Origin of the sequence: Formicincola oecophyllae (assembly GCF_006542395.2) — a bacterium.
Classification (GTDB): Bacteria; Pseudomonadota; Alphaproteobacteria; order Acetobacterales; family Acetobacteraceae; genus Formicincola; species Formicincola oecophyllae.
Map to the genome: position 1 here is coordinate 1,145,918 of NZ_CP038231.1, position 26,690 is coordinate 1,172,607.

The following is a 26,690-nucleotide window of genomic DNA, read 5'->3' on the forward strand; positions in this document are numbered from 1 at the left end:
GGGGCTGGACGGGAAGCGCAGGATTTTCTAAGTCTTCAATCGCTGTGTGGCGGATGTAGCTCAGTTGGTAGAGCGCCGGTTTGTGGTACCGGTTGTCGCGGGTTCGATCCCCGTCATTCGCCCCAGCCCTTCCCTTAAAAATCGATAATGGCACGCCCAGTCCATTCAGTTTTTGGCTTCAGGTGAAAGTCAAGGGCTACCTTGACTGGGGCTTGGTACAGCTGTTCCCCTTCAAGCACGCTGGGCTTAAATGAAGCTGGGTTTTAACACAGTATGATTTAAAGTGCGGTACCAGCCAGCTTTGGGTCATGAATGCCGCATCGTGCCGTTGCGCCCTATGAATGTGATGGCTTGCAGGGTGGGGCTGCCCCCTGCCTCCTTTCCACAGTGGTCCTGACAAAGCTTCTTGAAACCTCTGCCCTGAAGGGCCAGAGTGAGGACAAGCGGTTATCAACCTCATGGCAGGAAGGGAAAAGCTGTGGCGCGTACATATAGAAAAGGCCGTTGGTTGGTTGAGGCACGTGCCCCCTTGGGTGAAGAGGGTTGGCCTGTCTATGACCTGGCCCAATACCCTTACAAAGCCGTTTGGCTTTTGGCGCCACGTCATGCGCACCCCCAGGCGCCCTTGGCCCTGTTTCCCATCAACCATGAACCTTCCCTGACCCAACGGGAGGAGGATGACCTCTATCACCTCCTGCAAGCCATCACAGTGGAACGCACGTTGGAGAGCCAGCGCAACAGGCCAGAAGCTATTGGCTTCCGGCTGACCACAACGCGTTGGGGTGCTGTGGTGGTGCGGCCCCGCTACCGCTAAGGCAGCGCGTTTTGCTAGGCCAATTGGTTTGGCCCTTCATGCTTTGAAATTCTAAGTTGCCCCGCACTAGGTGTGAACATGGAAGCTCAGCTGCAACCAGGCAGCTGGGCTTTCATGCGTTTAAATGGCCTTTTAAGGCTTCAGGTCTGGGATTGATCTGGCAAGGGGGGCCTCACCGTGCCCAGATTCTTTGTCTGCTGTGCCTGTACCACTGCTCATGTGAACTGTGCTGAGCTTGAGAGCGTGCATGAAGGCGGCCATGCCGTCACTCACAGGGGCATTCTCGAAATTCTTGAGGTTGATGTTTCCAAATGTCAGCCGCAGCACGTCTGGTTGATCTGACAAAAGCCAGGTTTGGGCTGTTTGGAATTGGTCGTGCTGTTGGGCTGCGGCACTAACCAATTGCTCGGTGGCCATTTGAGCTTCTTCAGGGGTGTTGCTTTCAGGCAGAAGGCCAAGGCCCTTTAGAAGGGCCGGGATGAGGTTGTGCCCCTCAATCCTAACCTCAGGGTCAAGCAACCTGGTGTGCAGCAGTGATTGGCCAATGGCCTTGAATACTTCAGAAGCGCTGACCGGGATGGTGGGCGTCAGTTGCAGGGTGTTTCTAAGGGTAGGCAGGTAGGAGCGCACTGGTGGCATGACGTAGCCCGTTTCCAGGTCAAGCTGGCCGTTGCTGTCTTGGAACTGCAACGCCAATGTGCCTTTCCAGCCCTTGGGGGTGAGTTCAGCCTTGGCATTGGTGGCTAAATGACCTTGGGGGGGCTGTTTGCTTGATTCGAATATGGGCCAGACCAATCCAGACACGTCCCCTGCGCTGGTGGCCTCAATGTTTTGACCTAGCGGGATTTCATTGCTTTCAGCGCTGGTTTCCACAGCGCGAACCGTGGTTGTGGGAATGTGGCGGACAAAGCTGATATTGCCAATGCTGACAGGCTGCGCATCCGCATTGGCCGTTAGGGTTGGTGTGGTGTTGTCAGACAGCAGCTGGAGTTTCAGGTTGGTGGCGCTGAAATTGCCAGGGTCTTCCCAAAGCGTCAGGATGGGGGCCTGCCAGAAGCGCGCCACGATGTCACTGTCTCGCTGGAAGGGGTGGCTGAACAGCTGCAGGCTTCCTTCACGTGCGTAGAGGCTGCTTAAAGTGAGGCGCCACTCATGGGCGCGCCCTGGAACCTGGGCAGCAAGCGTGCCAGCCGGCATGTAGAGGTTGAGGAGCCGGCGTGGGTCCAAATGATAGGTCGCGGTGGCATCCTGGATTTCAGCGAAAAGGCGGTTGCCCTTACCATAGCCTTCCAGGATGGCCAGGCGCGCTTGGGCGCTTTTTAATGTCAGCCCTTGACCAACCAGTGCCAGGGGGGTGTCCATGCTGACGGCCGCGCGCCGCAGGCGTAGCCTGCGGAAGCGCATGCGTGTCAGTTGTTCAGGGGTGAAGGCCAACACAGCTGCCAAGCCGCGCAAGCCAGCCCGATTGAGGTGCCGCCTGGAATGGCGGGCATAGATGGGCGGCAGGTAAAGGTGGCTGAACAGAATCCGCCCCGCCTTAGCGTGAAGCGGGCCGTCATCGTAGCGCGCATCCCTAAAAAGGAGGCTGCTGAACGTCAACGCGCCATCAGGCTGGAAAACAGGATGGCCCAGCCTGATGCTTTCAGTCTGGAAGCGTTCGGTGCCACGCGCCAAGGTGACGCCATGAAGGGTAACGCCACGCACCAGGAAGGATGGCCTGATGCTAGCGTAGGTGAATTTGGTGCCTGGTGGCAGGGCCGCTTTGAAGTTGCCCACTGCCTCAGCCAAGGCCTGCTGGGCCTCATGCCACACACCAAGGCCAATGATGCCCCCTGTAAGGATGAACAGGAGAATGGCCCACCATCCCCGTCTCAGCCAGTCATTTCCCAAGGCTGTCCTCCCCCGTTCAAACTGAAGTTGGCCTGCATTGGCCCTTGGCGCCTGCGGTTGGCAAGCTGGCTTTGTCCAGCCAGCAAGCAAAGGCCCACCCTACAACATATAGGGGTACGGCAAAACGCCATGGCTGGGCAGGCGGGGAAGGGGGCATTGTTAGCGCAAGCACTGTTACTGCATACGGTATGATAATACCACACGATAGTTAGCAGCGGTTTCCTGCCAGTGAAGGTAGGGTGGTTAGGCAACAATGTTGTGATGGCGTCTTGACATCCTGGCTCTGAGACTGGATAAGGCCCCTACGAATTTCGCACGCTGCCTGTTTTCATGCCCCACCCTGTGGTGGGGTCGTGAACATGGGTGAACCACCACCATGCAGCCCAGCCCGCACGCGCCACAATGCGGGGCGGCGCTGCCATGAAACGGCACTGATACAAGCATGTCACTGACCAAGACCACGCGGCCTTTGAAGCCCGCTGAGGTGAAACGCGACTGGGTTCTGATCGACGCTGAAGGCCTGGTCCTGGGCCGCTTGGCGACCATCATCGCCAACCGCCTGCGCGGCAAGAACAAGCCCCAGTACACCCCCAACGTTGACTGCGGCGATGCCATTGTCGTCATCAACGCTGAAAAGGTTGTCCTGACAGGCAACAAAGCTGGCCAGAAACTGTTCCATTACCACACTGGCTACCCAGGTGGCATCAAGGAGCGCACTGTTGCCCAGCGCCTGAACGGCCACCACCCTGAGCACCTGGTGGAAAAGGCCGTGGAGCGCATGATCACGCGCGGCCCTCTCCAGCGTGCCCAGATGAAGCATCTTTACATCTATGCGGGCACTGAACACCCGCATGAGGGGCAGTCCCCAAAGAAGCTCGATGTTGCGTCCATGAACCGCAAGAACACCCTTGCCCGTCCGGGCCAGGCGTAAGGAACAGCCATCATGACCGAAACTCAGGAAAACGCCGTGATTGAGGCAACAGGTACACTGCAGGATCTGGCCAATGTCGCTGCCGCCGTCAGCGCTGCCGCCACCCCTGTTTACGAAGTGAAGCGTGATGCCCAGGGCCGTTCCTACGCCACAGGGCGCCGCAAGGACGCTGTGGCTCGCGTGTGGCTTAAGGCTGGCAAGGGCGAGATCCTCGTCAATGGCCGCCCCGTGACGGAGTATTTCGCCCGTCCTGTGCTGCGCATGATCCTAACGCAGCCCTTCCTGGTGGCAGACCGTTACAACCAGTTTGACATCTACTGCACTGTCAAGGGTGGTGGGCTTTCAGGTCAGGCAGGCGCCATTCGCCATGGCCTGTCACGTGCGCTCACCCATTATGAGCCAGAGTTGCGCAGCATTCTGAAGGCTGCTGGCTTCCTGACCCGCGACAGCCGCGTTGTGGAGCGCAAGAAGTACGGCCGTGCCAAGGCCCGCCGTTCCTTCCAGTTCTCCAAGCGCTGAGAACAGCCTGCAGCCTGGTTGCTGGCGACAGTGGCCAGGCTTCTTGCTAAAACCCTGCTTCCCTATGGGAGGCAGGGTTTTGTTTTAGGCACAGCGCCCTTAGCCCAGGCTGCCATGAGCGCAAGGCCCTGTTGCAGAACGGACCCTTGCCAGGGCAGGGCGCCTGGTTAACATTCTGCCGCAATGGCCTGGCAAACACTGTGCCTGTGTGGGAGGCAGCCCCCGTGTTGCTGGAGCACGCTGCCCCCTGAACCAAGCACGCCCCTGTGCAGGATGGATCTTTGATGAGCGCTGAAAAATTTAAACATATTCCCCACCCCAACCCCACCCCGGAAGCCGAACGCCGCAAGCTTTTGGCTGAGGGCAACTTTGGCAAGGTCTTCTCCGACCACATGTTTCTTATGGATTACGACCCAGAGAAGGGTTGGCATGACGGACGCCTGGAAGCCCGCCGCCCCTTCGCGCTCGATCCAGCCTCGCTAGTGCTGCATTATGGTCAGGAAATCTTCGAAGGCATGAAGGCCTTCAAAGGCCCTGATGGCACAGTGACGGTTTTCCGCCCTGAAGCCAACGGCCAGCGCCTGGCCGCTTCAGCGCGGCGCCTGGCGATGCCTGAAATGCCTGTGGAGACTTTCGTCAGCGCCATTGACGCCTTGGTGCAGAAAGACAGCGCTTGGGTGCCAGAAGCCGAAGGCCATAGCCTGTACCTGCGCCCCTTTATGATTGCCCATGATGCTTTCCTGGGCGTGAAGCCTGCTGAACGCTACCTGTTCGCTGTCATTGCCTCACCAGTGGGCAATTACTTTGCTAAGCCCACTGTGGATGTATGGGTAACGGAACGTTACACCCGCGCAGCACCGGGCGGCACAGGCGAAGCCAAGTGCGGTGGCAATTATGCTGGCGGCCTGGTTGCCCAGCGCGAGGCCTACAGCCAGAAATGCGACCAGGTTCTGTTCCTCGACAGCACGCAGGGGCACTTTGTTGAGGAAATGGGGGGCATGAACGTGATGTTCGTGCGCAAAGACGGTTCCGTTGTCACCCCTCCGCTTGATGGCACCATCCTGCGTGGCATCACACGCAACAGCTTGCTCACCTTGGGCCGTGACATGGGTCTGAACATGCGTGAGGAGCCTGTGGATATCAATGAGCTTTTCGAAGCCGCAGCAGCAGGTGATGTGGTTGAGGCCTTCGCTTGTGGCACGGCTGCCGCCGTCTCCCCCATTGGGCGCCTTAAGCGCACCCCTGGTGAGGGGGACAAGGCAGGGCGCCGCACTGAAGCCGTTTTTGGTGACGGTGCCACCCCTGGTCCCGTGACCATGAAACTCAAGAAGGCCCTTCTGGATGTGCAGCGTGGGCGCGTTGAGGACAAGCATGGTTGGCGCCACAGCATCATGGTGCAGTGAGGGTACCAGGGGGCACTTGATGTGCCTTGGCGTTGTCAATGGCATGGCGCGCCTTGGCGCTCGTTGCTGAGGCATAGCCACGCTTGATCCACATCAAGTGCTTGAGGGGTCAGCCATCAGAGTCTAGAGTGCAGCCGTTATTAAAAGACCGGCAAGGGGATTCGGGTGGCTGCACCATTGAGTGTTACTGAGGCAGCTGCCCTGGTGGCTGAACACGCAGGGGATTTTGGCATTGAACGCGTCAGCCTGCTGAAGGCGCCAGGGCGCATTCTGCGTGAAACTATCCATGCTGAGCGTGACCAGCCCCCCTTTGACCGTGTCATGATGGATGGCATCGCTTGCCGCTTGGTTGATGTGCGCGCTGAAGCGCTCATGTGCACAGGCACCGTTGCCGCTGGTGCCAAACCATTGCCCCTGGGCCCAACAGGCACCTGCCTGGCCGTCATGACAGGTGCGGTCATGCCGCAAGGGGCGGAATGCGTCATCCCCGTTGAACAAATTGAGCGCCACGGCAGCCAGGTGCGCGTTTTACCGCAAGCCAAGGCCGTTCAAGGCCAGCATGTGCATGACCGTGGTTTGGATGCCAAGCAAGGCGACGTGTTGCTTGCAGCGGGGCTGCACCTGGGTGCGCCAGCGCTAGCTGTGTTGGCTTCCAATGCCAAGGGCAGCGTGTTGGTCAGCCGCAGGCCCCGCGTGGCCATTCTGGCCACAGGCGATGAGCTGGTTGACGTTGAAGGCCCTATAGAGCCCTGGCAGGTCAGACGTTCCAATGACTGCGCTATTGAGGGCAGCTTGCGTGTGCGGGGCGTGGAGGAGATCGCCGCCAGTCATGTGCCAGATGATGAACGAGCGCTGGAGCGCAGCTTGGGCCAGGCCTTGGCAGAACGTGATATTGTGCTGCTTAGCGGTGGCGTGTCCATGGGGCAGTTTGATTATGTGCCCCAGGCCCTGGCCGCCCTAGGGGTGGTGAAGGTGTTCCACCGCGTGGCCCAGAAGCCCGGTGCGCCTTTGTGGTTTGGCATCGGCCCGCAGGGGCAGCGTGTTTTTGGGCTGCCTGGCAATCCTTTGGCGGTCATGGCGTGCATGGCCCGCTACGTTGGCCCCCTGCTGGCTTTGGCAAGCAAGGCCCAGGCGCAGCCACAGCTGGTGCACTTGGCTGCGCCTGCGCCGCGCCACGGCAAGCGCACCCTTTTCATGCCAGCCCACCTGCAGCGTGATGGCAGCGTAATGCCCCGCCCCCAGGACACATCAGGCGATTTCATGCATCTCAGTTCCACAGATGGCATCATTGTGGTGCCTTCACAGCAGGAGGCTGGTGCGGACCCTGTGCCTGTTGGCGCCACAGTGCCTTTTTATGGTTGGTAGCGCCCCGGTGCGCCAAACGATGAACGCAGCGCCACCAGTGCTAGACCAATTGGGGCGGCCGCTGCGGGACCTGCGGATTTCCGTCATGGACAGGTGCAATTTGCGCTGCCCCTATTGCATGCCTGAGGAGAAGTTTGGCCCTTCCTACCGTTTCCTGCCACCAGCTGAGCGGCTGGATTTTGATGAGGTCACGCGCCTGGCGCGTTTGGCTGTCAGCCTGGGTGTGAGCAAAATCCGCCTTACAGGGGGGGAGCCTTTGCTGCGCCCTCATCTGCCCCAGTTGGTAGGACGCCTGGCAGTGCTGGAGGGGGTGCGGGATCTAGCCTTGACCACCAATGGCGTTTTGCTGGCGCGCCAGGCAAAGGCCCTGCGGCAAGCTGGGCTAAGCCGGGTGACAGTCAGCCTGGATGCCCTTGATGATGGCGTGTTTGCTGCCATGAGTGGCCACAGGGGGGCAGCTGCCACGGTGGTGGCTGGCCTGGAGGCCGCGTTGGAGGCTGGTTTCCCTGGTGGGGTAAAGCTGAACAGCGTTGTGCGGCGGGGCGTCAATGAAGGTGAGGTTGTGAAGCTGGCCCGCTGGGGGCGCGACCACGGTGTGCCTGTGCGCTTCATTGAATACATGGATGCAGGCACCCGCAACGGCTGGAACCGTGCTGAGGTGGTACCAGCGTTGGAGATAAAGCGCCTTGCCGAACAGCTTGGCCCCCTTGAGCCCCTGGTGCCTGCCTATCGCGGTGAGGTGGCGCGGCGCTGGCGCTATAAAGACGGGCAGGGCGAGATTGGCTTGATCTCCTCTGTCACCCAGCCATTCTGCAGTGGTTGCACCCGCATGAGGCTGTCATCTGACGGCAAGCTTTATGGTTGCCTTTTCGCAACCAAGGGGGTTGATGTCCGCGCTTTGCTGCGTGCCCCCACACCTGCGACTGATGAAGCCATTGTGGCTGTGCTTGCGCGTTTCTGGGGGGCGCGCACTGACCGCTATAGCGAACTGCGGGGCCAAGGGCGCGCGCAGGACCCTCAAACCGCTGATGGCGTTGCAGCGCCTGGGCGCATAGAAATGAACTATATTGGAGGATGAATCATGACAGCGCCTGAACACCACCACGCCAACAAGGGCACAGCCAGCCTGAGTCATGTGGATAGCGCTGACGGACAACCGATGATGGTTGACGTTGGCGCTAAGGCCCCAACCAGGCGCACCGCCACCGCCCAAGGCCGGGTGGCGTTCCCGCCAAAGGTGGCTGCGCAACTACGTTCTGCTGGCTTTATGACCAAAAAAGGCGCTGTTCTGACGGTGGCACATATTGCGGGCGTCTGCGGCGCCAAGGCCACATCGCAGCTTATTCCGCTGTGCCACCCCCTAGCGCTGAATGGTTGTGACGTGGCGCTGCACATGGTTGGTGACGATGTCATGATCACGGCCACAGTTTCGTGTGAGGGCAAAACGGGGGTGGAGATGGAAGCGCTGACGGCGGTTTCCGTGGCGGCCTTGACGGTTTACGACATGTGCAAGGCGTTGAGCCACGACATCGTCATCAGGGAGGTTCAGCTTATGGGTAAAAAAGGCGGCAAGCGTGATTTCAAGCGTGCTGGCAGCAGCCAGGTTCCCTCATGATGGCCAGCAAAATCAAAGCCATGAAGCTCAACGGCCTTGTCCTCACAGGGGGGGAAAGCCGGCGCATGGGGCGCGACAAAGCGCTGCTGGCCTATGGGCCTGAAGGCCACAGCCAGATTGAGCGGGCCATGGCGCTGTTGGCGCCGCTGGTGAAGGAGAGCTTTCTTTCCGTACGCCCTGGCCAGCAGGATGCTGTGCGCCAGCGCTACCGCCAGATCCCTGACCAGCCTTTGGTGGACAACGCTGGCAAAACCGTTAGTGGGCCAGCAGCGGGTCTTTTGGCTGCCCATGCCCAAGACCCAGACGCAGCCTGGCTGGTGCTGGCCTGCGACCTGCCCTTGCTGGATGAAGCCACCTTGTGCTCCCTGGTGAAGCGTTGGCGAGAAGTGGTGGCCAAGGGCAACCCTGTGGGGTGGACAGCGCTTGCTTACCGCAGCACCCATGATGGCCTGCCTGAGCCCTTATGCACACTTTGGACGCCTGAAGCCCTGGCTGCCTTGGGTAACCACGTGGCTGAAGGCCATGTTTGCCCGCGCAAGGCGTTGCTCAACAGCAAAACGCTGCTGCTGGAGCCTGAAAACCCCCATGCGCTTGACAACGCTAACACAGCTGAGGAACGCGCCCAGGCTGAACGGCGCCTTGAGCGGCGCCGGGCCGTGCAGGCTGCGCAGCAGGGCGTGGCCCCCACAGTGATGGTCCAGGTTACTTACTTTGCCCAGCTGCGTGACGTGGCTGGCATGAAGGGGGAAGCCATCACCACAGCGCACCGCACGGCTGGGCCACTTTATGATGAGCTACGCCAGCGCCATGGTTTCCCCTTTGAGTGTCAACAGCTGCGCCTGGCCTTGAATGATTCATTCGCTGAATGGGACACGCCGCTCAAGCAAGGTGACGTGGTCGTGTTCATCCCGCCTGTCACCGGAGGTTGAAGGTCATGGACACCCTAGCTAAGCCCACCAAGCCGCACCAAGCCGCCCAAGCCAGCGCTACCTCTATAGAAGGGGGGCGCCAGGTGCGCCACTTCATGATTGCCCATGCTGATGTGGATGTGGCGGCGTTGCGCGAAAAGCTGCAAGCGCGTTCTGCAGGCGGCTTCTGCACGTTTGAGGGATGGGTGCGTGACCACAATGAAGGCGCTGACGTCACAGCCCTTGATTACGAGGTTTATGAGGCCCTAGCCCAAAAAGAGGGTGAGGCCATTTTGGCTGAGGCCTGCGCGCGCTTTCCCGTGACGGGCGTTGCCGCCATGCACAGGGACGGCACGCTGGCGGTTGGGGGAATGGCTGTTTGGGTGGGGGCCGCAGCCGCCCACCGCGAAGCTGCCTTTGACGCGTGCCGTTACGTGATTGATGAAATCAAGGCGCGCCTGCCTGTGTGGAAACGTGAACATTACGTCAACGCCCCGCCCCAATGGGTGGCGTGCCATCACCGTGGCCAACATGCCCCCCAAGCGCAGGGTGGCGCGGTGGTGGGTGAAACTGGCGCGCATTCCCAGACATGCCGAGGCCATGACCACGCCTGAGACTGCAGCTGCGCGACATGCCCTGTGAACCTTGAAGGTAACCGGCCCTTGAACTGTAAACAGGCCGGCAGGCTGCTGCTTGGTTCCCAAGGCGTGACGTTTGCTTCCCCGGTCCTGTAAGTTGAATTGGCGCTCAGACCAATCCCTGTGGGGGCACGGCTGGGCGCTTCATTCAACACAAAGCCAGCCCGTTCGGCTGCATTGTTCAAGCAGGGAGGCGTCTTCAATTGTTCCTTCAACAGGTTGTGCTGCCCCTTCGGGGCCAGCGCAGATGCAGGGCCATGCCTGGATTCAGGCAGCACCTGCAAGCGCCAACCCATGCCTTCAAGGCCATGGCGCTGGGGGGGATTGTGTGCGCTTTCGCGCAAGGCACGCCCAGTACCCAGGCCAGGGCGCCTGAGCTTTCATCAAGCACCAGCCCCTCGAAAACCTATTTGAAAGCCCAGCCCAAGCCCCAGCATTTGGTTATCCATGGGGTGCGTGGCCAAGCGGACATCCTGGGTGCGGATGCCCACTACATGGCCCAATCAGCTGATCTGGGCCCCCTTGGCGCCCAGTCCATCCTCAATGAACCGTTCACTGTCGATGAGGTGCGCCGTGACGTCCTGCTGAACCAGCAGGTTCGCAACATCAATGACACAGCCAAGTTCATGCCTTCCGTCCAGCTGGAGGAACGCGGCGACCCCAACATATCGCGCCCCCAGTCGCGCGGGTTTGAAAGCGACGTCATCAACAATTCCCGCATGGACGGGCTGAACGTCCTCACCACCACCCCTTACGCTGCGGAGCAATTCGACCACCTGACCGTGCTGGAAGGTTTGGCTGGCGCCCTTTACGGCCCCCAAAATCCAGCAGGCACGTTCAACTACGTTCTCAAGCGCCCAACGGACAAGCCTATGGCTGTGTTTAACTTCGGCGCTGATTCCAATGGCGCCCCTTTGGAAAGCGGCGACTTCTCAGGACGTTATGGCCCTGTGGGGGCGCGGTTGAACCTTCTGAACCAAAATGGGCAAAGCTACGTTGGCGGCTCCTCCCTCAGGCGTGACATGGTGAGTGGGGACTTCGACATCCACTTGGGGCGCGACACCACCCTTTATGTCGATGGCAGCGCTTACAGCAACGCTTGGCGTGGGCTGCCAGGGGCGTTCACTTTTAAGTCAGGATTGGCGCTGCCTAAGGCGCCTGATATCGCACGGCGCGGCTATGGGCAACGGCAGGGCGGCTACAGCACCTTAACTGAGACTGGCCTGGCCCGGTTGGAGCACCGCTTCAACGATGATTGGAGCCTCCGTCTGGGGGGACTTTACCAAAACGCCGCGCGTGACGTCTTCACCCCCAACAACCAGATCATCAATAACCGTGGTGATTACACCCAAACCATTGCAGCTGCCAGCACAGCCAATGACTTCGCCGCCTGGAGCAACTTCGCCTACCTCAATGGCAAGGTGCGGACAGGCTTTGTGCGGCATGAGCTGGTTTTGGGCTCAAACGGCTATGACCTGGGCAATTACAACCCCCTTTGGGCGCAAAGCTACACGTTGGGCACAACCAATATCAGCAATCCCAAGGTGTGGGGCGGGACGCGGCCGCGCATGGGCGGGCGCTATCATTCAGCCAATACCCAGGTGCAGGCGCTTTTAGCTGGCGACACCATCCATTTGGGCCGGCAAGTTACCATCATGGGGATGTTTTCCTGGTCGTGGCTTTCAGTCCAGAACTGGAATAGACAATCACGCTTGACCAGCGCCTACAGACGCGATGGCGCCTTTTCACCCACGGTGACGGCGGAATACAAACCTCTTGATGACGTCACGGCCTATTTCAACTGGGGCCGCTCCATTCAGCCTGGGCAGTTAGCGCCCACCAACAGCACCAACCAAGGCAGCGTCATGCCCCCCATGCGTTCGGAACAATATGAGGTGGGGGCGAAATGGCGCCTCAATGACGATTTGATGCTGCGCGCTGATGGTTTTGTGATGTCGCGCCCTTATGCGTTCGTTGACCCTGCCACCATGACCTATGGGCAGTTCGGCAAGCAGCGCAACTATGGTGTTGAGTTCATGATTTCAGGCCATGTGACCAAGCGCCTGGCCATCATGGCGGGCATGACATGGCTGGACGCCCAGAATGGCCGCACAGCCAGCGCGCTGACGTCCCACAAGCAAGTGGTGGGGGTGCCGCCTATCGCAGCCAACATCTTGCTGGACTACACTTTGCCGTTGGAGGGGACCATGCTGCGCGGCGCGGCGCTGACGGCCAATTTCCACTATACGGGCCGCCGTGCTGCTGACGTCTACAACAAGGCGTTCGCAGCCGCTTACGCCACGCTTGACCTAGGGGCACGCTACGCAACGGAAATCTGCCACCAGCCGCTGGTGTGGCGTTTCCAAGTCAACAATGTGACGGGGGAACGTTACTGGGCTTCCGTTTTTCCCAACAGCCAGGCAGGCGGCAGCGGCAACAGCGTGGCCATGGCCGGCTTGCCGCGCACTTTCCAAGGCACAGTGAGCGTGGCGTTTTGACGGACTGTGCAGGTGGGGTGTCAGCTGCCTGTGTGCGCCTCTCAAGGGGGACTTAGTTAGTACAACGCCCCAGCTGCGCGCCCAGCAAGCTTGCCAGCTGTTCCAGCGCCGCCTGGTCAGTGGCGCTAAAGCGGCCAGGGGTGGGGCTATCTATGTCGAGGACGCCAAACAGCTTCCCCTGCCCTGTGCAAAGCGGCACTACGATTTCAGAACGGGACGCGCCATCACAGGCGATGTGCTCTGGGAAAGCGTGCACGTCAGCTACGCGCAGGGTTTTGCGCTTGCTGGCTGCTGCGCCGCACACGCCTTTGTTGAGGGGGATGCGGCTGCAAGCAACGCGCCCTTGGAAAGGCCCCAGGACAAGCTCCCCTTGGCTAGGCTGCCCCTCTGTAACCTGCCTACAGGGTTTGAGGACATAAAACCCAGCCCAGTTCACATCCCCCACTGTTGCAAAAAGCAGCGCGGCCATATTAGCAAGCAAAGCGGTTTGGTCGGTTTCAGATTCCATCAAACCTCGCGCCTGGGCCAACAGGTCTGGCCCCCAATGGTTAGGGCCTTTTTCTTGAAGGGTGGCTGGTGGATGGGCTTGGGCGCTCATGGCGTTTCCTTTTTGGTTAGGGGTGAAGAAGCGCTTTCCCCAACGGCTAGCTTGCCCTCTACCCCATAGCGCAGTGTGCCTGGCTCAATAGGGGGGAGGCCTTTTTGGGCGCGCCAAGCGTTTGAATCACGCAATGAGAACACGCAGCCACAATATTCCTGCTTGTAGAAGTGTTCACGCTTAGCGATTTCCACCTGGCGCGCTGAACCGCCCCCTTTGCGCCAATTGAAGTCCCAGTAAACCAGATTGTCATAGTGGCTGGCCGCTTTGTGGCCGCAACCATTGACCTGGGCCATGTTTTTCCAGCGTGATATGGCCAATGAGCTTGTCATGACTTGGAAGCCATTCTCATGGGCGAACAGGGCGGCGCGTTCCAAGCGCATGTCAAAGCACATGGTGCAGCGAGCGCCACGCTCCGGCTCCATCTCCAATCCCTTGGCACGCCTGAACCACTCTGGACTGTCATAGTCACCGTCAAAGAAAGGGATGCCGTTTTTGCGCGCAAACGCGATGTTCTCGTTTTTGCGCAGCTCATATTCATCACGTGGGTGGATGTTCGGGTTGTAAAAGAAAATGGTGTAGTCGATCCGCGAAGCCGACAGGGCCTCCATGATTTCCCCTGAACAGGGTGCGCAGCATGAATGGAGCAAAACGCGCGTTGTGGCGCCAGGCTGAAGTTGGGCTGGTGTGCGCGGCGGCGTCAGTTTGGGTCGGGTGGTTGGGGGGGTGCTTGTCATGGGGCAAGTTTAGCGCCCCACCCTGCTGGTGGGGAAGCCAGCCATGGTCGCTGACCTGCCCCACCAGCCCGCTTGGCGCCCCATGGTGGCAGGGCACGTGGGGCGCGTTGTTTTGTGTGGCCTTATTGGCATTGCGGGTTACAACATAGGCCTCAACATGGGCGAGCGCACAGTCTCACCATCAGCAGCCAGCCTCATCAATGCCTCTGGCCTGGTCATGGCCACACTCACTCAATTCATTCGCCCACAAGGATCACTTATCCTTGAAGGGGAGGCTGGGGTCTTTGCTGGCATTGGGTGGCGTGGCCGTCATCTGCTTTGCCCAAGGTCCTGTGGGCATGGGACTTGCGCCATGCCTGTTTGTCCTAAGCTGTGATGTTTTTCTACGCCGTGCCCGTGGCCGCCATCATGGAAACCATTTTGTTGGTGCGCCAATGGCCTAGCCCCGCTGTGCTGGTTGGTGGCGCCATTGTGTTGTGTGGTTTGGCCCTCACCCAGTGGAGCGGCAGAAAATCTAAAGGAAATTGCTTCAAGCATATGTGACTGCCCTGGCGCGGCCAAACCCTGCCAGACAGCAGCGCAGCCCAATAGCAGCGCAGAAGGGCGAGGCAATTGTAAAAGACTTGTAGGGGCTGCAAGGTGGTGGGACGTTCCTTGTCATCCTTTCCCTTCATTCTCCTTGAACAAAGTTAGGAGCAAGTTATGGCTTCCCAACCAGAACAACCTTCAAGGCGCGGCGTATTGCTGGGCACCGCACTGGGTGCTGCCGCCCTGGCAGCGGGGGCCATGCCCCGCACAGCCCAGGCCCAGGATACTGGCAGCCCCGCCCCGCCCCTTTTCGACCCAGTGGGTGCCTACCCAGCCCCACCTTTCCCCCCGCAACCCCAGCCCTGGCCAGGCTTGCAATCCAAAATGCACCCTGTGCCTGATTGCGGCGAGAAATCCTACACAGGCTCAGGTCGCATGAAAGGCCGCCATGCCTTGGTGACAGGTGGTGATTCAGGCATTGGCCGGGCAGTAGCCATCGCTTTAGCGCGTGAAGGGGCTGATGTGGCCTTGAACTACCTCCCGCAAGAGGAATCGGACGCGCGTGAGGTCATAGCCCTCATCCGTCAGTCTGGCCGTAAAGCTGTGGCGCTGCCTGGAGACCTGCGCGATGAGGCTTTCTGCAAAAGCCTTGTAGCGCAGGCGGCAAGCAGCTTGGGCGCGCTCGACTGCCTCATCAATTCAGCGGGACGGCAGCATTTTCATGAAAGCATCCTTGACCTCTCCACTGAGGAGCTGGACTGGACGCTGAAAACCAACATCTATTCACTGGTGTGGCTGATCAAGGCGGCAGTGCCACTGATGCCGCCTGGTAGTGCCATTGTGAACACCACATCGCGCCAAGCTTACTCCCCCAGTGCCAACTTGGTTGATTACGCGGCCACAAAAGCTGCCATCGCCAACATGACGCGTTCCCTGGGCAAGCAACTTCTGCCAAAGGGTATTCGTGTTAATGCTGTGGCGCCGGGGCCTTTCTGGACCCCTCTTCAGGTTTGCGGCGCCCAACCTGAGGCCGTGGTGGAACATTTTGGCGCCGAGGTCGCCTACCACCGCCCAGGACAGCCGGTGGAGATCGCGCCCGTCTACGTCACCCTAGCTAGCACAGACAGTTCCTACGTGGCTGGGCAGGTCTGGGGCATAACCGGCGGCAGCGGCGAGCCGGGCTGATTGGCCAGCAGCCCCATTTGCCTTATGGTGCCGGCTCGGCAACACCACGGCAAACAAGGCTGGCATCCACATCATGAGCGTTAACGGAGTGCACGTGGCCAGGCGGGAGCTTGTCATCGGCTTGTCCATCCTGCTGGTTTTGGCATGGGGTAGCACGTTCCCCGTCATCAACATGGCTTTGGGGAATGGTTTCACCCCAGTCCCCCTGGCTGCGGCGCGCTACGGCCTGGCCGGCCTGATCATTCTGCCAGCCCTGCTGCGTGCGCCCAGAATGTCCCCCTCAGCCTGGGGCGGGTTCGCCCTTTGCGGCCTGACAGGTATTGCTGCGTTCAATGTTTTTCTCAACTGGGGGGAGATGACGGTCTCTGGCTCCGCAGCCAGCCTCATCAATGCCTCCACCCCCATCATGGCCGCTTTGATGGGGGTTTTCCTGGGCCGGGAAAAACTCACGGCTTCTGGATGGCTGGGGTCCATTGTAGCGCTTTGCGGTGTGGCTGTTGTGTGCCAAGCCAGCGAAAGCGTGACATTGGGTTGGGGGGCGCTGCTTGTTGTGGGGTCGGCCTTTTCCAACGCCGTGTTTAACGTGCTGCAAAAACCTTTGGCCCACCGCTATGGCGCTTTGCTCACCATGGGGTGGGTCATCATGGCTGGCGCTTTCTTCTTGTTGCCCTGGCTGCCAGAAGCCCTGGGCGAACTGCGCGCCGCCCCGTGGGCTGGCCGGGCGGAGGTACTGTGGCTGGCCTTAGTTCCCGGCCTGGTTGGCTTCGCGTGCTGGGCATGGCTTCTGAAGCATGTCAGGCTCTCACAAGCTTTGTTGCTCCTTTACGCCGTGCCGCCAGCTGCCATTGTAGAAGGCGTTGTGCTGCAGGGGCAATGGCCAGGCCTTGAAACGCTGGTTGGCGGTTGCATCGTGCTGGGTGGGCTGGCGCTTTCGCGCCTCGACCGGCCGCGGCCCACGCCAACCCTGGCCCCTGAACCCTAAGGGGGCGAGTATGAGTAAGGGCCTTCACCAATTGTGAATTGTGGTGCGCGCTGCGGGACTTGAACCCGCACGCCCATACGGACTCGAGATTTTAAGTCTCGTGCGTCTACCATTCCGCCAAGCGCGCCTGGGGCCACACTTATAGATAATTGCCGCCTTTTGGGAAAGGGTGCGGCACATAATAATGCCCTTAGGCACCTGTTAGCTTTTACACCATGGCATGGAGGGCAAGGCCATTTTGGCGCAGCCAAGCCTCCGCCTCTTTCAAGGTGTGGGCGCGCGTTGAAGATCGGGCGCCCTCAGGCGATGACCAGGGTGCTTCGTGAAGCTGGCCGCAACAATGCCAAAAAGCGGCGCTGTGGTTAAAATGGTGCAGGTGGGCCAGTTCATGGGCCATGACGTAATCACGCACGTCAGGGGGTGCCATTATCAAACGCCAGCTCAGCATCAGGCGTCCTTGGCGCGTGCAGCTTCCCCAGCGGCTGGTGGGGTCGCGCAAGGCCAGGGAGCTGGGGCGCAGCAAGGGAAGGCCGTGGTTTTTATGGCCACCCTGGGCACAGGCGGCAAGCAGGGCGGGGAAGGTCCGTCCCGCCTCAGCGCGCAGGAAATCACGCAGGCGCCGCGGCTTGTGCGCACTCGCCCCTTTAAGGAACAGTGTTTGGTTGGCTCTGTCCAAGGTTGTGGTGGCCAGGGCTGCTTCTGTAGCATCGCTTAAGGCGAAGCGCTGCCCCCCTACCATGACAGCGCCGCTTTCAAGCGCTGGCGCGGGCAGCTTGGCCAGTGCGCCTGTCACCCAATCCATACGGCTGGCCAGGAAGGCATGGCCCATTTGGCGGCTTGCGCCGGTTGGTAACGTCACCACCACCCCACGCAGCTGTGGGTCAAGGCGCAATGAGATGTGCCGCGCGCGGCTAGAATGGCGCCAAACGATGGGAAAATTGGCCAGTCCTTCCCAGCTGGCCTGGTGGGGGTGGACTGCCTCAGGCCAAGCAGCCATGTCAGGGCGTGCGCTTGGTGGGGGCGGGCTTCACGTGTCGCTTCAATTGCTGTGGCCGCTCCGCCCTAGCGGGCCATTTTCCAGGCCACGCTGTTTCGTGGTCTTCCAAGGCCCCCGCTTGCTTTTCGCTGATGGCGCGTCCATCCACCCCCACGCCCACCTGGCGCACGGTTTCAGCTGTGCCTGAACGCAAGGGGTGCCAGGTGGGCAGATCGAAACCGTCACGCAGAAGTTTGTAAGCACATGTTGGTGGCAGCCAGTCCAATGTGGGCAGCAGGGCCGGGGTCAGCTGGATGCAGTCAGGCACAAAGCGCTGGCGCACCTTGTAGCGCGTGCAGTGACCACTGCAACTGTCAAGCAGGCGGCAGCCCACATTGGTCCAGATGATTTCATCTGTTTCCATGTCCCGAAGTTTCTCAAGGCAGCACCGCCCGCAGCCATCGCACAGTGATTCCCACTGCGTTCTGGTCATTTCGTCCAAAGGGGTGGTGCGCCAGAAAGGCGCTTCCTTATGGGGGTCTTCCCCGCCTTGGGCCACTATAGTGGGCGATGTGGGGGGGTGTTGGGCTTCACGCCTTGTTGGCGCGGTTGGTGCTGCCTGGTTGGGGTGTTTCATGCCACCACCCATAGCATGGCCGGCCTGGGCTGGCATTCCTTGGCTGCGCCCTTGCTTCTGGACAGCTCTGCAGGAGTGGCGCAAAGTCGATGGGTTGAGAGTCAACCACATTTCATTCCATTGCAGTTGAAAGGCCAGGCATCATGAGCGACGAGAAAAACACGGCCAGCAAATTGGCCCAGGAAGGCCAGGACCACATCGAGGCCCTGACTGACCAGTTCCGTTCCTTCCTCAGCTCCCCCAAGGGCCAGTCCATGGAGGTGCTTGGCAAGGAGGCTGGCGCGCGCGCCAAGGAGGCCCTGGACAAGTTGGAAAACATCAACCAGCCTGAACTCAAGGAAGCGCAGAAGAAAGTTCGCCACCGCCCCATCGCCAGCGTCCTCCTTTCGCTGCTGGTTGGTTTTGTCCTGGGGCGCCTGACCAAGAGCTGACGTTACCCTTCTGGCAAAGTGCCTTGAACAAGGCTTGCCTGAATGTGTCCTGGCCATTTTGGCCAAGGGCACGCAGGCCAGTCGGGGTGAACATGCTTTTTAGGTGGGTTGTGCAATCAGGCCCGGCTTGCGACAATCCCTGAAAATCCTCCTATTGAACCAGGGTGCTGGCGCCTTGATGACCAACCCCGTTATAAGGCAGCTTATGCTCACTCAAACAGGGACCACAGTACTGTGATGACCAACCCTTTTGAACTTTGCCAAGATGCTTTGCATGCCCAGGGGCAGCTTTTTGCCGCCATTTTCAAGCGCTTCGGCATGCGGGCGGTCATGGCCGCCGCCATGGTGGTGTTCCTGCTTGGGGCCTTTGTCACGTTTCATGGGGTGCTCTGGGCGCTTTTCTATACGGTGCTGGGGCTTGGGGCGTTGAGTTCCGCTTTGTGCGTCCTGGGGTTTGATCTACTGGGCGTGCTGGTGTTTGGCTTCCTCATGATGCGTGGCCGCCGGCCAGACAGGGCGGAAGATCAGGCACGGATGAAACGCAACGCCGTGATGGAGGATTTGCGCCAGTCCTTGGCTTTCAGTGCGCTGACGGCGCTTTTGTTCGGGCCTTTGGGGCGTATGCTGCGCGACATGATTATTCGCCATGTGCGTAATGCTTTCACCAAACGTCATGAGCGCGCTGAGGAACAACCCCCCATCAAGCAAGCCCCCCCCAAGCGCGGCTTGTTTGGGCGGCGTTGAGGAACGCCCCACCCCAACCGCTTTGCATCGCCCTGTCCTGGGCGTGAGGTAGGCCAGTCTGGCTGGGGTGTGGCAGTATTGCATCATGGAAGCGCCTTTCCCTTGCATTCAGCTCAGAAGGGGTTTGAAAAGCAGGTGCTGGCCAAAGGCCGCCTTATCGGTTAGAGCGGTCGGGCAATTGAAACGCACCAGGCACGGTGGATGTGGTTCAGGCCACTCATCTGGCAGGCGCTGGGCCATCAACGGCACGCAGGAGGGGCTGATGCTGGCGGAAGTCAATCTATTTGGCATTTATGTCGCCCCCATCTCGATTTATGCCGTTGCGGCGACATTTGTCACAGTAACGATACGCAAAATACTTTGGCGCCTTGGCGCGTTGGGGTGGTTTTGGCACGTTCCGTTGCTTGAGGTGGCGCTGTATGCCTGTGTCCTGTGTCTTCTCGTGCTTTACGTGTGAAGGGGGCAGGCTATGAATGCAGCCCCTGACGTGATGGAGGAATTGACAGCGTGAACTGGCTTGCCCGCCTTGTCGGCCCTGTCCTGACCGGTTTGGTCGTGTGCATCGCTGTCGGCCTTTCTTATGTCGTGTGGGACGTCTACGTCCTTGATCCCTGGACCCGTGATGGGCGCGTGCGCGCTTATGTGGTGGTGGCTGCGCCGGAAGTGGAGGGCACGGTCATCTCAGTTCCGGTGGTGGACAATCAGTTCGTCCACAAGGGCGACCCGCTATTCTCTATCGACACGCTGCGTTTCCGCCTGGCTGTAGACGAAGCCCGCGCCCGTGTCGCTGGCACCACGGACGAGTATGAGCTGGCCGTTGCCAACGCGCACCGCCGCCGTGGCCTTCACGGTGTCGTCTCGCGCGAGGATGTGGACATCTACGATTCGGAAGTGGTGGGCAAGCGCGCTGCCATGGACGCCGCCAAGGCAGCCTTGGACACGGCCCTCCTCAATCTGCAGCGTTCCACCATCTACGCCCCTGTGGATGGCTACGTCACTAACCTGCAGCTGCGCGTTGGCGATTACGCCAAAATCGGCGAAGGGCGCATTTCTGTCATTGACGCTGCAAGCTTCTGGATGAACGCTTATTTTGAGGAAACCAAGCTGCACGGCGTTCACATCGGTGACAAAGCGCGCATCAAGCTAATGGGCTACCGGGAGGTCCTTCAGGGCCATGTGGTTAGCATTGGCCGTGGCATCAACGACCAGAACGGCGTATGGGACCGGCTGGGGCTGCCTGACGTTGACCCCATCTTCACCTGGGTGCGCTTGGCGCAGCGCATTCCCGTGCGTGTGGAATTTGATGAAGTCCCCCCCTACATCATCCTGGCTGCTGGCGAAACAGCCAGTGTCGCTGTGGGGCCTGTGCGCAGGGGCGCCAACGGCATCCTGACCACCTGGCTGCAGAACCATTTGTGATGACCACGCCAACCACCGCCCTGCTCCCTGCGCAGCTGCCCTGTTGGGAAAAGACTGGACGCTTACCAGCGCCGTGCCCGCTGGAGGGCCTGTCATGAAACGCTTTCTCTCAGCCATGGTTGGCTGCTGCGTCCTGTTGGCGTCTTGCAAGGTTGGGCCTGACTACAAGCCCGAGAAAATGCCGATTTCGCGGCAGTTCGCCAGCGCCAAGTACCAAGACCCCACTAAGGAACAGTTGGACGCCACTGCGCGTGAGCTGAAGACTTGGTGGGCGCGCTTCAACGACCCCGTTCTCAATGCATTGATCGCGCGCGCTGTGGCGGGCAATTACGACTTGCAGGCAGCCACCCAGCACATCATGGCTGCGCAGGCCTATAAAATGCAGGTACAGGCGCAATGGTACCCGCACCTCAGCGTAAATGCGGGCGGGGGCAACACGCGTTACTCAACCGCCATCGACAATTGGCCGTTGCGCCCTTTCCACCGTGACGGGCCAGGGCGCTACAACACGGAGCACACGGGCCCAGGCAAATACGCTGACGCCGCCATTATGACCTGGGGCGCCACGGGTGGCTGGATTCTGGACATTTTTGGCCAGATCGCCCGTGAGGTCGAATCACAGCAGCACATGGTGCAGGCCACCATCGCCCAGCGCAGGGCTGTTTTGCTGGGCATCCTCAGCGGTGTGGCCAGTGACTATATCGCTTTGCGCACCATCCAGGAACGCCTTGGCGTGGTGGAGAACTCCATCCGCACAGCCCACCAATCCACCGACATGGCCCAGCGCATGTTCGCCAATGGCGTTGGCAACTCGCTTTCCGTTTCACAGGCCTTGGCGGAGGAGCACTCAGAGCGGGCGCGCCTGCCGGTGCTTCTGGCCCAACAGCAGCACATGATCCATGCCATCGCCATCTTGATGGGGGAAATGCCTGGCACGTTGGAGCCAGCCCTAGAACGGCGCCAGAAAATGCCCCACCAGCCTGCTTTCCCAGCGGCGCTCCCTTCAACCGTGCTTGAGAACCGCCCTGACATCCAGGAAGCCCAGCAGGTCTACGCAGCCTCTATGGCGCGCATTGGCATGGCGGTGGCAGACCTCTACCCCCATTTCAGCGTGCCCATCACCTTTGATCCCAACGCCTCCGCCTTTTCTGAAATGTTCACGCTTTACGGTATGGCGTGGAACTTCCTGCTGATGGCTTCCGTGCCTGTGTTGGATGGCGGGCGTATCACGTCCGAAATCCTGCAGGCGCGCGCCGCGGCTGAGGGCAGCAGGCTGGGTTACCGCCAAACTGTCCTAGATGCATTCGGCCAGGTGGAAGACACCATGACGGACTGGCAGCAGGACAATGTCCAGGTGCAGGAACGTTTGGCGGCCGCCAACCAGGCCACGCTGGCGCGCGACCAGGCGCAGGAGCTTTACGCTGCTGGCCTCACCCCCTTCCTGGATGTGCTCAACACCCAGCAGAACGCCCTTTCAGCCCAGGAAAGCGCTGTTATCACCAGGGGTGCGCGCCTTCATGACGCTGTCGCGCTCTATGTGGCCATGGGTGAAGGCTGGCAGGGCTACCGTGGGCAGACGGAACTGCCCATTCAGCGCAACGGCGGTCCATCCATCATTGAACGCGCCTTCATGCGTTGAGGGTGGTTTGTGCCCTTCAAGGCAGCGGTACATCGGGATGGAGGGCTGAAAAACGCAGCGATGTCTGAAGCGGGGCGCCGCTTTCAGCATCAAAGGCCGTCACAAGCCCCCCTTCAGGGCGGCGCATGGCTTCAAGCCCGGCCATGTGGATGATGCCAGCGGGTTTGTGGGGCCAGTAATGCTCACATATAACAGGCCCTCCGCCTGGTTGGCTGCGCATGAACCATGGCCCCATGTAATTGCAGCTCACAGGCAGGTAATGCATGGGCAGCCCGCTGACATAGGCTGTCAGCCCAATGGCAAGCTGGTCGGAACTGAAGACGTTGCCTTTGCGGGCCAGGATGGTCTTCTGCCACTGCCGCAACACAGCCCAATGGGGTGCTTGGCGCGCCAGGGCGAACAATCCGCCGTTGAGGGTGGGCCGTTGCCCTGCCTGATGGCGCACTTTCCAAGGCAGCCGCGCTACAGCGCTGTTTTTGTAAAGAATTGAACGTACCTGCGCGAAACCCCACCCCAGCCAACGCAACCTGAAAGGCTTGTGAGTGAACAGTTCTGGCACGCTTGCCATGGCATGGGTTGGTGCTGCTTGCGGACCAGCGCCAGTGACAACAGCTTCAGCGGCTGTGAAAAGGTCCGCCAAGGCCTGACCATCCTGCACCCAGGCATCCCCGTCCAGCCACAGGATCGTGTCATGGTTGGGGAAGAGCTGGTCCAGCCAGAGCTTGGAAAGCCCAATGGCCAAGTTGGGGCGTTTGGCAAGGGCTTTGCGCGCTTGGGGCGGCAAGGGCAGCTGCTGGGGAGCGCGCACCTGCACACCCACATTGGCTAAGCGTTGGCGTTCTGCTGGCTTCAGGCCGCCATCCACACAGGCCAGGTCTGTCGCGCGCCAATTTGGCAAGGCGCGGATAGAGGCCACCAGTTCACTAATCATGGGGAAATAGGCGCTGTCGCCCCCCGTCACGATTAAGCGGCGTGGCGTGCCTGTGGCTTTGGTGCTCAGCAATGGTTGGTGAAAAAGGTGGGGAGAGGTCATGTTAGCGTGCCTTTGGCCAGGGAACTGGCCTGCATGCTATTGACGCGGAGGCCGCGCGGCCACACATTCTGGGTATCATTCTGTCACGTCAAGACAGGCACCATGATTTCCCCAGCCCGCGGCTGGGCGCCTGGTGGCTTAGGGCTGTGGCCAAGGGGGCAAGCGCTATAGTAGTGCCCCCGCCAGGTCAGCGCTGAAGGGCCCAGGGCTTCTGCCGCGTTGCCTGCTGTGGTGAAATGGTGCAGTTTCCCGCCGTCAGCCTGTACGACTGGAACAACAAATAAACTGGGAGGCCCTGCCGGACCATGACCGCCGATCCTTATGCCGTCCTCGGGGTGCCAAAAACCGCCACCGATGCGGAAATCAAAAGCGCTTACCGCAAATTGGCCAAGAAATACCACCCAGACGCCAATCCGGGTGATGCCACAGCTGAAGCTGAGTTTAAGAAAGTCAACAACGCTTACGGCCTGCTGGGCGATAAGGAAAAGCGCGCCCGCTTCGACCGTGGCGAGATTGATGCTGACGGCAATGAGCGTGCCCCTCAGTTCAGTGGCGGTTTTGGCGGTGGCGGCTTTGGTGGCCAAGCCATGCATGAGGAGGATCTGGGGGCTTTCTTCTCAGACATGTTCGGTGGCGGCCGTGGCGGCTTTGGAGGGGGCGGTGGTTTCCGTGCTGGCGCCATGCCCCGCAAGGGCCAAGATCTGCATGGTGAAATTCACGTTCCCTTTGACCAAGCTGTGCTGGGTGGCCACCAGGACGTGCGCATTGGGGACCGCACGGTGGATGTGACCATCCCCCCTGGGGTGGAAAGCGGCAACACCTTGCGCTTGCGCGGCAAGGGTATGCCAGGGCGCCCAGGCCATGACGGTACGCCTGGTCCAGCAGGGGACGTTTTGTTGCGCCTGGTTGTGGGCAGCAGCCCGCGCTACAGGCGCGATGGCAATAACCTGGAAGCCACGCAGGATATTGACCTGCGCACTGCAGTGCTGGGCGGCAAAGTCCGTGTGGAAACCCCCAAGGGGGCTGTGGCTGTGACCGTTCAGCCCAATTCAAGCAGCGGCACGCTGTTGCGCCTTAAAGGGCGCGGCATCGCCGCCCACGGTAGCCAGCCTGCTGGGGACCTTATCCTGAAGTTGGCTATCGTGCTGGGCAAGGCTGAGCCAGAGCTTGAGGCTTTCCTGAAAGATCACCCAAACCTAGGCACCCTGACAGGTGAAGCAGCCTAACACCCTGTCCCGAGGGTGCGACTGCCCAGGACAGAAGCAAGGATAACAAGGTGACAAGCATATGAAAGCAGCCCACAGCCCCTTTTATACTGTCCTGCACCTGTTGCGTTGGCGCTTCCCGCCTATCATGGGGTTTGTGGCAGCTTCCTTGTTTGTTCTGTTGCTGGGCCTTGTAGCTTACAATGGGGTTCTGCTTGTGCATGGTTTCCACCTTGCCGGTGGCTGAGGGCACTTTACCCAGACTGCGCCTGCAAGGGTGTAAAGGCGGCCTAGCACAGGGTTGCTTTGCCCCATGAAGGGCGCCATGCCAACAGCTATGGCACAGCCTGAACAGGCACGCGCGCGGCGTGGCGCCTTTGCCACGGTGCTGGCGGCAGAATTCTGGGAGCGTTTTGGCTATTACGGCATGCAGGCCATCCTTGGCCTGTTCATGGTGGAGCACCTCCACAGGGGTGATGCCGAAACAAACCTGCTTTTAGGGGCATTGGCCCTCTTAACCTACGCATTTCCGGTCTTGGGTGGCTGGCTTGGGGACCGTGTTCTGGGCACCCGCCCAGCCCTGGTGGCTGGGGCCGTAGGGCTGACGGCTGGCTATGGCTTGCTGGCGTGGGGTGCGCAGACGGATAGCACCCAGTTGGTCATGGGGGCGCTTTCGCTTATCGCCCTGGCCAATGGCCTGTTCAAACCCAATGCAGGCACCTTGGTGCGGCGCTTGTTCGCTGGGGATGATGGCGCGCTTGATGCTGCTTTCACCCTTTACTACATGAGCGTCAATGTCGGCTCGACCTGCTCCATGCTGATTATGCCATGGTTGCAGCAAAGTCAGGGCCCAGCAGTGGCCTTTGGCGCCTGCAGCTTGGGCCTGGCTGGCGGCACAGCCCTTTTCCTGGCGCGCGCCAAGGGCATTGTGGCTTATCTGCACGCCCATAATCCTTTGCACAGCCAAGAAGCTTCCACCCTTAAAAAGCATGTCGCCTTGTTGCTCATCCCAGGCCTCGCGTTGCTTTGGGCTTTGGGCGCGTTGGTGCTCGCTGACGCACGCTTGGCGCGCTGGTGTGTGCTGTTGTGCTGCGTGGGGCTGGTGGCGGTTGCCGTTTGGCTTTGGCGGGGTACCGCCATGGCGGAAAAGCCAGGGCTGCTGCTGACTTATGTCCTCTGCGCTCAGACCACGGCTTACCAGGTTTTCTACCAGCAAATGCAAACATCGCTGACCTTGTTCGCACTCAGGGATGTTTCAGGGGTGTTCCGGCTGGGGCATTGGGTGCTGTTCACTTGGAGCCCAGGGCAGTTCCAATCACTCAACCCTTTGTGGGTCATGGTGTTCAGCCCTCTTTTGGCGGCCTTCTACACGTGGCGCCGCCAACATGGTGGGGCGCCGTCCATGGTGCTGCGCATGTTGTTGGGCTATGGCTTCGTGGCAGCTGGCTACATTTTGTGGTGGTGGGCTGCCACGTGGGTCAAGGGCCTGGTTTCACCTTGGGTGATGGTGGGCGGTTATGGCCTGGTCTCTTTGGGGGAGCTGCTGACCATCGGCATGGGCCTGGCTGTGATCGCCCGTTATGGGCCGCCTCGCGCTAGCGCGATTCTCATGGGCATTGTGTGCCTTCTGTGGGGAGTGGGGATGTATGCAGGCAGCTTGGTGGCGAATCTGGCTGCCCTGCCGGCCACGGCAGCTGGTGGGGAGGGGGCTGTGCTTTATGGGCGGCTTTTCGGTTTTCTGAGTTGGGGCGCTTTGGCGCTTTGCCTGGTGATTGCTTGCATGGCGCCTTGGACAATGCGCCTTGAGAGGCGCTGCCGAAGCTTGAATGAGGCAGCCCTTGGGGAGCCCTTAGGAAGCTGAACAAGGGAAAAGAAACCTTTTTTGAAGGCGGAAACTCATTTTTAACTGTTGTATTCTAAAAAAGCTTTTATAAAGTCGAAGGCGCAAAAAAGGCCAACAGCCCCACTCCTGTTGCGCTGCCCAAAGTTTGCCGG

General features: G+C 60.2%; 25 protein-coding genes and 2 tRNA genes. 20 read left to right on the forward strand and 7 right to left on the reverse strand.

All coding sequences use genetic code 11. The features are described from left to right. Positions 1-49: 49 nt before the first annotated feature. Together E3E12_RS05150 and E3E12_RS05155 are read left to right on the forward strand one after the other, a co-directional pair. Positions 50-125 (forward strand) — tRNA-His (locus E3E12_RS05150). A gap of 383 nt (positions 126-508) precedes the next feature. Then, the gene (locus E3E12_RS05155) at positions 509-814 is read left to right on the forward strand and encodes a hypothetical protein (RefSeq protein ID WP_141443368.1); all 306 of its coding nucleotides are present in this window, start codon (positions 509-511) and stop codon (positions 812-814) included. Positions 815-946: 132 nt separating this feature from the next. Here E3E12_RS05155 and E3E12_RS05160 read toward each other — a convergent pair whose 3' ends face one another. Beyond that, positions 947-2,704: a hypothetical protein gene (locus E3E12_RS05160; protein WP_141443369.1), complete on the reverse strand. Its 1,758-nt coding sequence runs from the start codon at positions 2,702-2,704 to the stop codon at positions 947-949. A 442-nt stretch (positions 2,705-3,146) separates the two neighbouring features. On the opposite strand from E3E12_RS05160, the gene rplM reads away from it, so the two are divergent. From rplM to E3E12_RS05205, 9 genes are all read left to right on the forward strand, one after another. Beyond that, a complete protein-coding gene (rplM, locus tag E3E12_RS05165; protein WP_141443370.1) occupies positions 3,147-3,635 on the forward strand; it encodes a 50S ribosomal protein L13 in 489 nt (162 codons plus the stop codon). Between the two features lie 12 nt (positions 3,636-3,647). After that, positions 3,648-4,154 carry a 30S ribosomal protein S9 gene (gene rpsI / locus E3E12_RS05170; protein ID WP_141443371.1) on the forward strand — a complete coding sequence of 169 codons (507 nt, stop codon included), beginning with the start codon at positions 3,648-3,650 and terminating at the stop codon, positions 4,152-4,154. A gap of 284 nt (positions 4,155-4,438) precedes the next feature. Beyond that, positions 4,439-5,557 carry a branched-chain amino acid aminotransferase gene (locus E3E12_RS05175; RefSeq protein WP_141443372.1) on the forward strand — a complete coding sequence of 373 codons (1,119 nt, stop codon included), beginning with the start codon at positions 4,439-4,441 and terminating at the stop codon, positions 5,555-5,557. Between the two features lie 165 nt (positions 5,558-5,722). After that, the gene (locus E3E12_RS05180) at positions 5,723-6,922 is read left to right on the forward strand and encodes a molybdopterin molybdotransferase MoeA (RefSeq protein ID WP_141443373.1); all 1,200 of its coding nucleotides are present in this window, start codon (positions 5,723-5,725) and stop codon (positions 6,920-6,922) included. A gap of 19 nt (positions 6,923-6,941) precedes the next feature. Beyond that, positions 6,942-8,000 carry a GTP 3',8-cyclase MoaA gene (moaA, locus tag E3E12_RS05185; protein WP_141443374.1) on the forward strand — a complete coding sequence of 353 codons (1,059 nt, stop codon included), beginning with the start codon at positions 6,942-6,944 and terminating at the stop codon, positions 7,998-8,000. A gap of 3 nt (positions 8,001-8,003) precedes the next feature. Further along, positions 8,004-8,537: a cyclic pyranopterin monophosphate synthase MoaC gene (gene moaC, locus E3E12_RS05190; RefSeq protein WP_141443375.1), complete on the forward strand. Its 534-nt coding sequence runs from the start codon at positions 8,004-8,006 to the stop codon at positions 8,535-8,537. Further along, entirely contained in the window at positions 8,534-9,466 is a 933-nt protein-coding gene (locus E3E12_RS05195) for an NTP transferase domain-containing protein (RefSeq protein ID WP_240810441.1), read from the forward strand. Before moaC ends, E3E12_RS05195 begins: the two co-directional genes overlap by 4 nt. A 5-nt stretch (positions 9,467-9,471) precedes the next feature. After that, positions 9,472-10,059: a molybdenum cofactor biosynthesis protein MoaE gene (locus E3E12_RS05200; protein WP_240810442.1), complete on the forward strand. Its 588-nt coding sequence runs from the start codon at positions 9,472-9,474 to the stop codon at positions 10,057-10,059. Between the two features lie 281 nt (positions 10,060-10,340). Continuing rightward, positions 10,341-12,581, forward strand: coding sequence for a TonB-dependent receptor (locus tag E3E12_RS05205; protein ID WP_240810443.1), 2,241 nt, complete (start codon positions 10,341-10,343; stop codon positions 12,579-12,581). A gap of 52 nt (positions 12,582-12,633) precedes the next feature. On the opposite strand, the gene E3E12_RS05210 is transcribed toward E3E12_RS05205, so the two are convergent. After that, positions 12,634-13,179, reverse strand: coding sequence for a GAF domain-containing protein (locus E3E12_RS05210; RefSeq protein ID WP_141443376.1), 546 nt, complete (start codon positions 13,177-13,179; stop codon positions 12,634-12,636). Then, positions 13,176-13,916 carry an epoxyqueuosine reductase QueH gene (locus E3E12_RS05215; protein ID WP_141443377.1) on the reverse strand — a complete coding sequence of 247 codons (741 nt, stop codon included), beginning with the start codon at positions 13,914-13,916 and terminating at the stop codon, positions 13,176-13,178. The genes E3E12_RS05210 and E3E12_RS05215 overlap by 4 nt, the downstream gene beginning before the upstream one ends. A 702-nt stretch (positions 13,917-14,618) precedes the next feature. On the opposite strand from E3E12_RS05215, the gene E3E12_RS05220 reads away from it, so the two are divergent. Both E3E12_RS05220 and E3E12_RS05225 read left to right on the forward strand, forming a co-directional pair. Beyond that, positions 14,619-15,629 carry an SDR family oxidoreductase gene (locus tag E3E12_RS05220; RefSeq protein WP_141443378.1) on the forward strand — a complete coding sequence of 337 codons (1,011 nt, stop codon included), beginning with the start codon at positions 14,619-14,621 and terminating at the stop codon, positions 15,627-15,629. Positions 15,630-15,702: 73 nt separating this feature from the next. Further along, on the forward strand, positions 15,703-16,611 hold the full coding sequence (locus E3E12_RS05225) for a DMT family transporter (RefSeq protein WP_141443379.1): 909 nt from the start codon (positions 15,703-15,705) through the stop codon (positions 16,609-16,611). Between the two features lie 41 nt (positions 16,612-16,652). Here E3E12_RS05225 and E3E12_RS05230 read toward each other — a convergent pair. From E3E12_RS05230 to E3E12_RS05240, 3 genes are all read right to left on the reverse strand, one after another. Next, positions 16,653-16,738: transfer RNA gene (locus E3E12_RS05230), tRNA-Leu, on the reverse strand. Positions 16,739-16,819: 81 nt separating this feature from the next. Then, positions 16,820-17,608: a M48 family metallopeptidase gene (locus E3E12_RS05235; RefSeq protein WP_141443380.1), complete on the reverse strand. Its 789-nt coding sequence runs from the start codon at positions 17,606-17,608 to the stop codon at positions 16,820-16,822. A 1-nt stretch (position 17,609) separates the two neighbouring features. Beyond that, positions 17,610-18,224 (reverse strand): YcgN family cysteine cluster protein, encoded by a 615-nt coding sequence (locus E3E12_RS05240; protein WP_141443381.1) that lies wholly within the window; start codon positions 18,222-18,224, stop codon positions 17,610-17,612. 143 nt (positions 18,225-18,367) lie between these two features. Between E3E12_RS05240 and E3E12_RS05245 the strand changes: the two genes are divergently transcribed. The 5 genes from E3E12_RS05245 to E3E12_RS05265 all read left to right on the forward strand — a co-directional run bounded on the left by E3E12_RS05245 (position 18,368) and on the right by E3E12_RS05265 (position 22,457). After that, entirely contained in the window at positions 18,368-18,655 is a 288-nt protein-coding gene (locus tag E3E12_RS05245) for a hypothetical protein (protein WP_141443382.1), read from the forward strand. Between the two features lie 237 nt (positions 18,656-18,892). Next, positions 18,893-19,399 (forward strand): hypothetical protein, encoded by a 507-nt coding sequence (locus E3E12_RS05250; RefSeq protein ID WP_141443383.1) that lies wholly within the window; start codon positions 18,893-18,895, stop codon positions 19,397-19,399. Positions 19,400-19,661: 262 nt separating this feature from the next. After that, positions 19,662-19,856, forward strand: coding sequence for a DUF1656 domain-containing protein (locus tag E3E12_RS05255; protein ID WP_141444104.1), 195 nt, complete (start codon positions 19,662-19,664; stop codon positions 19,854-19,856). A 50-nt stretch (positions 19,857-19,906) separates the two neighbouring features. Continuing rightward, positions 19,907-20,818 (forward strand): efflux RND transporter periplasmic adaptor subunit, encoded by a 912-nt coding sequence (locus E3E12_RS05260; protein ID WP_141443384.1) that lies wholly within the window; start codon positions 19,907-19,909, stop codon positions 20,816-20,818. A gap of 94 nt (positions 20,819-20,912) precedes the next feature. Next, entirely contained in the window at positions 20,913-22,457 is a 1,545-nt protein-coding gene (locus E3E12_RS05265; protein ID WP_141443385.1) for an efflux transporter outer membrane subunit, read from the forward strand. 16 nt (positions 22,458-22,473) lie between these two features. On the opposite strand, the gene E3E12_RS05270 is transcribed toward E3E12_RS05265, so the two are convergent. Then, positions 22,474-23,490 carry a glycosyltransferase family protein gene (locus E3E12_RS05270; RefSeq protein ID WP_141443386.1) on the reverse strand — a complete coding sequence of 339 codons (1,017 nt, stop codon included), beginning with the start codon at positions 23,488-23,490 and terminating at the stop codon, positions 22,474-22,476. 305 nt (positions 23,491-23,795) lie between these two features. Between E3E12_RS05270 and E3E12_RS05275 the strand changes: the two genes are divergently transcribed. After that, positions 23,796-24,716: a DnaJ C-terminal domain-containing protein gene (locus E3E12_RS05275; RefSeq protein ID WP_141443387.1), complete on the forward strand. Its 921-nt coding sequence runs from the start codon at positions 23,796-23,798 to the stop codon at positions 24,714-24,716. 304 nt (positions 24,717-25,020) lie between these two features. Next, on the forward strand, positions 25,021-26,556 hold the full coding sequence (locus E3E12_RS05280; protein ID WP_141443388.1) for a peptide MFS transporter: 1,536 nt from the start codon (positions 25,021-25,023) through the stop codon (positions 26,554-26,556). Positions 26,557-26,690 lie beyond the last annotated feature (134 nt).